The organism is Pseudonocardia pini (assembly GCF_013870575.1).
In the GTDB taxonomy this organism is placed as follows: Bacteria; Actinomycetota; Actinomycetes; order Mycobacteriales; family Pseudonocardiaceae; genus Pseudonocardia; species Pseudonocardia pini.
In genome coordinates this window covers 1-6,641 of sequence record NZ_JACBXB010000273.1, presented here as the reverse complement: position 1 = coordinate 6,641, position 6,641 = coordinate 1, and the positions used below count along the sequence as shown (strand labels likewise).

The following is a 6,641-nucleotide window of genomic DNA, read 5'->3' as shown; positions in this document are numbered from 1 at the left end:
TGCCAGGCGGGTGACCGACGACGCGGGTCGTCGGATTCGGTGTCGGGACACGGATGTCCTTCCTTCTCTTCGGGGGAGCGGACGGCTCGGCGGGACCAGGGCCCTGGAAAGTCCTGTGTGGATGTCCGCAGGACATGGCGGGGCCTCGGGTCGGACCGGGCCTGGCGCACACCGCACCCCCGCTGGGGACGCGGGTTCGGGGCGGGGCGCCGGAGCGAGGGCCGGGGAGGCGGGTCCGGGAGGGACCCCGGCCTCAGCTCACCGTCGCGCTACACAGCGCGCTCGCCACACGCCCGAGGTCGACATGACGTCGACACACGAACGTTTCGGAGAGGCGCATGCCGGAACTGTGCCACCCGGATGGATCAACGACCCGCGGCGCCCCTGCGGAGGCCCCGTTCCCAGAACCGCGCAACCGCGGTTTTCGGCCCATTTCGTGACGGGGGCCACGCGAATTCGCGCGTTTTCGGGGTCCGTCGCACACCGTTCCCGAGCAGCCCCAGAACCCGCCGACTTCACCCCATCGTGTGCACGGACGCGGGAACCGGGCGCGTTCCGCCACGTCGGGGAGTTGCGACCCCCTGCGCACCCTCACTCGGGCGCCCCCACCACGCAGTGATCATCACCCAGGGCGACACCATTCGTGAAACACGGACGAAATCGATCGGAAAGCGGCGACACGGAGTCGGGTTCGGACAATCTCCGCCGTTCTGGGAAGGTTCGGCGGTCAATGTCCGGTCATTCTGGAATGGCTCGGCTCACACTTGACCGCGGCCGCGGTCGTTGCCTACCGTCGTCGGCAGGTCATGAGTGCCAGCGTCAAGCCCCGGCTCGCTGGTCGGCAACCCTCCTCCGCGGTGGGGTGCTCCGGGTGACGACCTGGCCGCCGCGAACCCGCGGGCGGCAAGCGCGGACCCGCGTTCGGTGAGCGATGCTGCCGGGTCCGATGAGGATCCGGGAGGATCGCCATGTCCAGCACGACCATCGCCCCCTGTGCCGCCCCCGCCCCCGCCGCCGTCGCTCCGGACGCGACGCTCCCGGCCCTGGTCGGCACCGGGCTGCCCGTCCCGCTCGTCGACGGCCGGACCGTGCCGTACGCGAACCTCGACCTCGCCGCGAGCGCCCCTGCCCTGCAGGCCGTGGCGGACCACGTGGCCGAGCTGCTCCCCTACTACTCCAGCGTCCACCGCGGCGCCGGGTACGCCAGCCAGGTCTGCACGTCGGTGCTCGAGGCCGCGCGCGGCACGGTGGCGCGGTTCGTCGGGGCGCGGGAGTCCGACGTCGTGGTGTTCACCCGCAACACCACGGACGCCCTGAACCTGCTGGCAGGCGCCGTGCCGGGGGCCACGCTGTGTCTCGACGTCGAGCACCACGCCACGCTGCTGGCCTGGCGCGGCGACCACCGGGTGCTCTGCGCCGCGGACACCCTCGCGGAGACCCTGGACGGGCTGCGCACCGCGCTGGCCGAGCGGCCCACCGCGCTGCTGGCGATCACCGGGGCCTCGAACGTCACCGGCGAGATCCCGCCGATCGCCGAGATCGTGGCGCTCGCCCACGCCGCGGGCACCCGTGTGGTGGTCGACGCCGCGCAGCTCGCCCCGCACCGCCGGGTGGACGTCGCGGGCTGGGACGTGGACTACCTCGTGCTGTCCGGGCACAAGCTCTACGCGCCCTACGGCGCGGGCGTGCTCGTCGGTCGTCGGGACTGGCTGGACGTGGCCGCCCCCTACCTCGCGGGTGGTGGGGCCGTGCGCGCGGTCGGCGTGGAGGGCGACGCCGCCGAGGTCAGCTGGGCCCCGGCCCCGCACCGGCACGAGGCGGGCACCCCCAACGTGCTGGGCGCCGCGGCGCTCGCCGCCGCCTGCCGCGCGCTGGACCCGGTGATCGACACCGCCGCCCCGGCTCACGAGCAGGCGCTCCTCGAGCGGCTCACCGCCGGTCTGGCAGAGATCCCCGAGGTACAGCCCCTGCGGATCTGGGCGGACACGACGGACCGCGTCGGCGTCACCGGCTTCACCGTGGCGGACCTGCCCGCGGGCCTGGTCGCCGCCGCGCTGTCCGCCGAGCACGGCATCGGCGTGCGGGACGGCCGCTTCTGCGCCCACCCGCTGCTCGCCCGGCTCGCAGGCGGCACGGACGCGGTGCGCGTGAGCCTCGGCCTGAACACCGGCGAGTCGGACGTCGACCGTCTCGTCGCGGCGGTCCGCGAGATCGCACAGCAGGGTCCGGCCGCGGACTACCACGAGGTCGAGGGCCGCTGGGTCCCGCTGCACGACACCCGAGACCTCGACCCCTTCGGCCTCGGCGCCACCGGGTCCGCGGGCGCGGGCTGCGGCCACTGACGAGCGTCATGGAGCCACATCCGTCGTCTCGACCCCCGCCGACGACGGTCGTGGCTCCATGACGCCGGTGGGGTGGTGCCGCTCGGCGTCCGGTCCGCGGGCGCGGGCGCATCGCCGGCGCGTCGTCGTCGTTTCCCCGGAGGCGTGGGTGGTACACCCTCCCCCGGGCGACAACGGGCCCCAGCGAGCACGGAGAGTGGATGACCGAGGAGCAGGCGCAGGCGGAGGGCCAGACCCACGAGCCGAGCGAGATCACCTACGCGGAGCACCTGCATCCGGCGCGTCCCCGCACGCTGCGGCACCGGGCCCGGGCCAAGGCCCCGGTCGTCCGCCGCTCGGTGGCGAAGGACGGCGCCGCGACCGGGGAGAACCCGGCCTACGTGTCCTGGCTGCTCAGCCAGTCGATGCTGGCCGACGCGAACGAGATCGCCCGGCAGTTCTCCGGCCAGGGCACCATGTGGCAGAACCCCTTCGCGGACCCGGGCCCGCGGCAGGCCGTCGAGACCGCGTCGGTGTGGTTCACCGCCTACCCGATCTCCTTCATCACCCGGCCCGGTGAGTCCTTCCTCGCCGCCCTCGGCGACGAGGAGCTCTGGAACGTCTTCTCCGCCGTCGGGATCGAGGCCGTCCACACCGGACCGGTCAAGCGGGCGGGCGGGATCTCCGGCTGGCAGCCCACCAGCTCCGTCGACGGCCACTTCGACCGGATCTCCACCGAGATCGACCCCGCCTTCGGCACGGAGGCCGAGTTCCGCGCGATGTGCGGCATGGCCACCTGGTCCGGCGGCACGATCATCGACGACATCGTGCCCGGCCACACCGGCAAGGGCGCGGACTTCCGGCTCGCCGAGATGAAGTACGCGGACTACCCCGGGATCTACCACATGGTGGAGATCGACGAGGAGGACTGGAACCTCCTGCCGGAGGTGGCCCCGGGCCGGGACTCGGCCAACCTCGACGCCACCGAGGAGGAGGCGCTCGAGAAGGCCGGCTACATCATCGGCAGGCTGCAGCGCGTCATCTTCTACGCCGAGGGCGTCAAGGAGACGAACTGGAGCGCCACCAAGCCGGTCGTCGGCGTGGACGGGGTCTCCCGGCGCTGGGTCTACCTGCACTACTTCAAGGACGGCCAGCCGTCCATCAACTGGCTCGACCCCTCGTTCGCCGGGATGAGGCTCGTCATCGGGGACGCGCTGCACTCCATGGCCGACCTCGGCTCCGGCGCACTCCGCCTGGACGCCAACGGGTTCCTCGGCGTCGAGAAGTCCGCGGAGGGCCTGCCGGCCTGGTCGGAGGGGCATCCGCTGTCCGCCGCGGCCAACCACCTGATCGGCTCGATGGTCCGCAAGATCGGCGGCTTCACCTTCCAGGAGCTGAACCTCACGATCGACGACATCAGGGCCACCGCCGCCGCGGGCGCGGACCTGTCGTACGACTTCGTGAACCGGCCCGCCTACCAGCACGCGCTCGTCACCGGGGACACCGAGTTCCTGCGGCTGACCCTGCGGACGTCGCTGGAGCTGGGCGTGGACCCGGCCGGCCTGGTGCACGCCCTGCAGAACCACGACGAGCTCACCTACGAGCTGGTGCACTGGGCCACCGGACACCGCGAGGACCTGTACGAGTTCGCGGGCGAGGAGATCACCGGCGAGGCCCTCGCCGAGCGGATCCGGGCGGACCTGTCCGACACCCTCGTCGGGGTGGACTACAACAAGGTGTTCACCACCAACGGGATCGCCTGCACCACCGCGACCGTGATCGCGGCGACGCTCGGGATCCGGTCGCTGGACGAGATCACCACGGAGCACGTGCCCGAGATCATGCGGGTCCACCTGCTGCTGGCGATGTTCAACGCGTTGCAGCCCGGCGTGTTCGCGCTCTCCGGCTGGGACCTCACCGGCATGCTCACGCTGCCCACCGACGAGGTCGCCGAGCTGATCGGCGAGGGCGACACCCGCTGGATCTCGCGGGCCGCCCACGACCTGATGGGGGCGGCGCCGAACGCCACGAGGTCGAGCTCGGGGATGCCGCGCGGCCGCTCGCTCTACGGCCCGCTGCCCGAGCAGCTGGCGGACGAGCGCAGCTTCCTGCGTCAGCTGCAGGCCATCCTCGCCGTCCGGTCCCGGCACGGGATCGCCACGAGCCGCCAGCTCGACGTCCCGGACGTCTCGCACCGGGGCATGCTGGTGATGGTGCACGAGCTGGACTCGGGATCGCAGCACGTCACCGTGCTGAACTTCGCGGGCGACGCGGTGAGCGGCACGGTCCGCTCGGAGCACCTCGTGCCCGGCTCCCGCGTCGTGGACATGTTCACGGAGAAGGAGGTGGGGGTGGTCGACGACCTGCAGGCGTTCGTCGTCGAGCTGGAGCCCCACCAGGGCCACTCGCTGCTGCTGGAGCTGCCGTCGTGATGCTGCCGAGCACTCATGTCGCCGTCCAGGTCGCGGCGCCCGCCGCGGCGGTCTACGCGTTCGTCACCGATCCCACGAACCTGCCGAAGTGGGCCTCCGGGCTGGCGGACACCGAGGTCGTGCTGCGCGAGGGGCGGTGGATCAGCCGGTCGCCCATGGGCGAGGTCGAGGTGTCCTTCGTCCCGCGCAACGAGCATGGGATCGCCGACCACGACGTCACGCTCCCGAGCGGTGAGGTCGTGGCCAACCCGATCCGCATCCTGCCGAACGAGGAGGGGTGCGACGTGCTGTTCACCGTCCGACGGCGGCCGGACATGAGCGCGGAGGACCTGGCCCGAGACGTCGGGCTGGTGCGGCAGGACCTGGAGACCCTCGCCCGGCTGCTCGGTGGTGCGGGAGACGCCGGAGCCGAATAGCCTCCCGGGACATGAGCGACGGCAGGCTGGCCGCCCTGCGGCACGGCGAGAAGCCCCCGAACCTGCTCGCCGAGACCGCCTCCGGCTACGCGGTCTTCGGCGACCACCAGAAGCTCCCGGGCTACTGCCTGCTGATCGCCCGCGGGGAGGCCGAGCACCTCACCGATCTCGAGCCACCCCAGCGGACGGCCTTCCTGGAGGACCTCGCGCTGCTCGGCCAGGCCGTGTTCACCGCGCTGCAGGGCGACGCCGCGTTCCGCAGGCTGAACTACGAGATCCTCGGCAACAGCTGGTCCCACCTGCACGGACACGTCCACGCCCGGTACGTCTGGGAGCCGGACGAGTACCGCTCGATGCCGGTCTGGCGCTACCCGGACCTGCACGCCGACGAGCACCTGGCGGGCCCCGCGCACGAGGAGCTGCGGGAGCGGATCGCGCTGGAGCTGCAGGCGTTGCTGATCGGCGGGGCCTGAGGGTCCAAGATGGGCGGGTGACCCAGATCGTGGTGCGCCGGTGGGCCGCCCTCGCCGCGTTGCTCGTCCTGCCGTTCCTGCTGGTCGTCGGGAGCGCCTCGGCCGAGGCTCCCTTCCGGGTGAACGACCGGGTCACCGACCGCGCGGGAGCGCTCGACGCCGCCGGGCTCTCCCGGGTCACGCAGGCGATCACGCAGCTGCGGTCCGAGGCGGGCTACGACCTCTACGTGGTCTACGTCCGGTCCTTCGACGGGCGGGACGGGCAGGCCTGGGCAGATGCCGCCGCCGACACCTCGCAGCTCGGCCGCAACCAGGTCCTGCTGGCCGTGGCGACCGGGGACCGGGCCTACGGCACCTCGTTCGACGCGGGCTTCCCACTCTCCCAGTCCGCCACGGACGCCATCGAGCGCAACGACGTCCAGCCCCGCCTGGCCCAGTCCGACTGGGCCGGTGCCGCCGTGGCCCTGGCCGACGGGCTGCGGTCCGGTGGCGGGGGCGGCGGTGGGTCCGCGGTGCCCTACGTGGTCGGCGGCGTGGTCGTCGTCGGCGGTGGGGCGTACCTGCTGAGCAGGCGGCGGCGGAGGGCGAAGACCACCTCCGAGGCCGCTCCCGCCCCGCAGAGCCCGCCGGACCCCTTCCCGGGCGAGACCACGGAGGCCCTCGGCTTCCGGTCCAGCCAGGCGCTGCTGGAGGTCGACGACGCCGTCGGCACCTCCGAGCGCGAGCTCTCCGCCGCCCGCGCGCACTTCGGCGACGAGGCCGTCGCCGAGTTCGCCGCGGCCCTGGAGGCCTCGCGGGCGGACATGGTCGGCGCGTTCGAGATCCGCCAGAAGCTCGACGACGAGGTCCCCGAGACCGAGCCCGAGCAGCGGGCCATGCACGCGGAGATCCTGCGGCTGGCCACCCAGGCCGACGAGCGGCTCGACGCCCAGGTCGAGGCCTTCGACCGGCTCCGCGGCCTGGAGGCGGACGCGGCCGGGTACGTCGCGGGGCTCGCCT

Annotated in this window: 5 protein-coding genes and 1 riboswitch; all 5 genes read left to right on the top strand. The window is 73.0% G+C overall.

Annotated elements, in window-relative coordinates; genetic code table 11:
- The first annotated feature begins 802 nt into the window (after positions 1–802).
- Positions 803–916: riboswitch (SAM riboswitch) on the top strand.
- A 52-nt stretch (positions 917–968) separates the two neighbouring features.
- Positions 969–2,342 (top strand): aminotransferase class V-fold PLP-dependent enzyme, encoded by a 1,374-nt coding sequence (locus tag H5J29_RS16565; RefSeq protein WP_181781859.1) that lies wholly within the window; start codon positions 969–971, stop codon positions 2,340–2,342.
- Positions 2,343–2,542: 200 nt separating this feature from the next.
- Positions 2,543–4,753 carry a maltose alpha-D-glucosyltransferase gene (gene treS / locus H5J29_RS16560; protein WP_181781858.1) on the top strand — a complete coding sequence of 737 codons (2,211 nt, stop codon included), beginning with the start codon at positions 2,543–2,545 and terminating at the stop codon, positions 4,751–4,753.
- Entirely contained in the window at positions 4,753–5,169 is a 417-nt protein-coding gene (locus H5J29_RS16555; RefSeq protein WP_181781860.1) for an SRPBCC family protein, read from the top strand. Before treS ends, H5J29_RS16555 begins: the two co-directional genes overlap by 1 nt.
- Positions 5,170–5,180: 11 nt before the next feature.
- Positions 5,181–5,642 carry an HIT family protein gene (locus H5J29_RS16550; RefSeq protein WP_181781857.1) on the top strand — a complete coding sequence of 154 codons (462 nt, stop codon included), beginning with the start codon at positions 5,181–5,183 and terminating at the stop codon, positions 5,640–5,642.
- 17 nt (positions 5,643–5,659) lie between these two features.
- On the top strand, positions 5,660–6,641 hold a 982-nt coding region (locus tag H5J29_RS16545; RefSeq protein WP_181781856.1), incomplete at its 3' end, for a TPM domain-containing protein.

Excerpts from the sequence above, each read along its gene's own strand:
- H5J29_RS16565 (WP_181781859.1), top strand. The coding sequence starts at position 969 with ATGTCCAGCACGACCATCGCCCCCTGTGCCGCCCCCGCCCCCGCCGCC.
- treS (WP_181781858.1), top strand. The coding sequence starts at position 2,543 with ATGACCGAGGAGCAGGCGCAGGCGGAGGGCCAGACCCACGAGCCGAGC.
- H5J29_RS16555 (WP_181781860.1), top strand. The coding sequence starts at position 4,753 with ATGCTGCCGAGCACTCATGTCGCCGTCCAGGTCGCGGCGCCCGCCGCG.
- H5J29_RS16550 (WP_181781857.1), top strand. The coding sequence starts at position 5,181 with ATGAGCGACGGCAGGCTGGCCGCCCTGCGGCACGGCGAGAAGCCCCCG.